Annotated in this window: 2 protein-coding genes; both read right to left on the bottom strand. The window is 74.5% G+C overall.

The window, feature by feature from the left end; genetic code table 11:
• Nucleotides 1-1,446: ASKHA domain-containing protein (locus C667_RS24450; RefSeq protein ID WP_004387943.1), on the bottom strand; the 1,446-nt coding region annotated here is incomplete at its 3' end.
• On the bottom strand, nucleotides 1,443-1,668 hold a 226-nt coding region (locus C667_RS22760), incomplete at its 5' end, for a hypothetical protein (RefSeq protein WP_004387942.1). The genes C667_RS24450 and C667_RS22760, both read right to left, overlap by 4 nt.

Below are 1,668 nucleotides of genomic sequence, written 5' to 3'. Positions count from 1 at the left end.
GCCGCGGCGCAGCGCGGCCACGGTGTCGAGCACGCCCGAGCCGCACAGCCCGACCGCCTCGCCGCCGCCGATGGTGCGCACCACCAGACGCCCGCCTTCGAGGCCGACCTGCTCGATCGCGCCTTCGGCCGCGCGCATGCCGCAGCCGATGTGCCCGCCTTCGAGCGCCGGGCCCGAGGGCGACGAGGCCGACCACAGGCGGCCGCGGTGGATCAGGCTGATCTCGGTGTTGGTGCCGATGTCCATCACCAGCGCGCACGCGCCCGCACGCCACAAGGACTCGGTGGCGAGCAGCGCGGCGACGTGATCACCGCCGATGAAGCCGCCGATGTTGGGGGCGACATGGACCCATGCGCCGGGCGCCACCGCCAGTCCGAGCTCGCGCGCTGTCAGGTCGAGGCTGTCGCGCACCGCGGCGACGAAGGGTGCGCGTCCGAGCTGGCGCACCGGCAGTCCGAGCAGCAGGTGGTGCATCGCCGTGTTGCCGCACACGGCGACGTCGACGATGTCCCGCGCACGCTGGCCGACGCTGGCGCACAGGTCGTGGGCGAGCGCGTCGATCGCCTCGCACGCGGCCGTGCGCAGGGTATCGGCCAGAGCGGGATCGCCGATCGCATGGTCGATGCGGCTCATCAGGTCGGCGCCCCAGGCCGTCTGCGGGTTCTCCACGCCGAGGCGGGCGAGTGTGCGGCCCGCGTCGAGATCGACGAGAAAGGCGGCCAGGTTGGTGGTACCCAGATCGACCGCCAGGCCGAGGCTGCGCCGGCCACTGGGGGCGAACGCGATCAGCGCCTCGCCCCGTTGCCAGGCGCGCAGGCGGCAGGGCGTGCCGCCGTCGGCGCGCAACACCGCGGCCAGTTCGCTGGCGGAGGCGGCGGCGACCGTGCGCGGGGCATCTTCGCGGTCGCGGCAGGCATCGAGCACCCGGTCGGCATCGGCACGATCGTCGGCCAGGGTGGGCACGGGCACGTCGAGCTCGTGCACACGGACGGCGGGGCTGCAATCGAGGGCGGGGGCGAAGCCGGCTTCTTCCTCGATGCGGACCTCCGCACGCACCACCGGCGCCAGCGAGCGCGCGCCGATCTCGACCGTACAGTCGCTGCGCGCTCCGATCCGGCAGGCGCGCATCCAGCGCCGGGGATTGAGCGGATGTCCGGCCTCGTCGAGCTCGATCTCGAATCCTTGCGGACCGCGCCCTTCGTGCGGGCGCAGCACGCCCGCACCGACCCGCACCATGCAACTGGCGCAGGTGCCGCGACCGCCGCAGGCGCCGACGATGCGCACGCCGTGGCGGCGGGCGGCGTGAAAGAGGCTCTCGCCCGCCTCGCAGGGAATCTCGCGCTCGAGCTGGGGGAAGTACAGGCGGAAAGGGCCGCTCGGGGCAGGTGCGGCGCCGCTCTCGGCTGCGCCGCCGCGGGCGTGCATGCGCTCCCGGACGCGCTTCATGCGGCGCTCTCCTTGGACCGGCGTGCGATCGCGCACCGCGGCGCCGAGGGGCAGTGGTCGCAGCGAGACCACGGAGTGGCCGGAAGATCGACTCCCACCCCGAGCACACTGGTACACGACTTGAGCGGCTGGAGCGCACCCGCGGCGCTGGCGCTCATGCCGATCGCGGCGCCGTCGGCGAGCCGCAGCACCGCGGCCTGGGCGTCGAGCGCGAGTCCGGGG

Origin of the sequence: Thauera phenylacetica B4P (assembly GCF_000310225.1) — a bacterium.
GTDB classification, from domain to species: Bacteria; Pseudomonadota; Gammaproteobacteria; order Burkholderiales; family Rhodocyclaceae; genus Thauera; species Thauera phenylacetica.
This window is presented reverse-complemented; position numbering and strand designations above follow the sequence as displayed.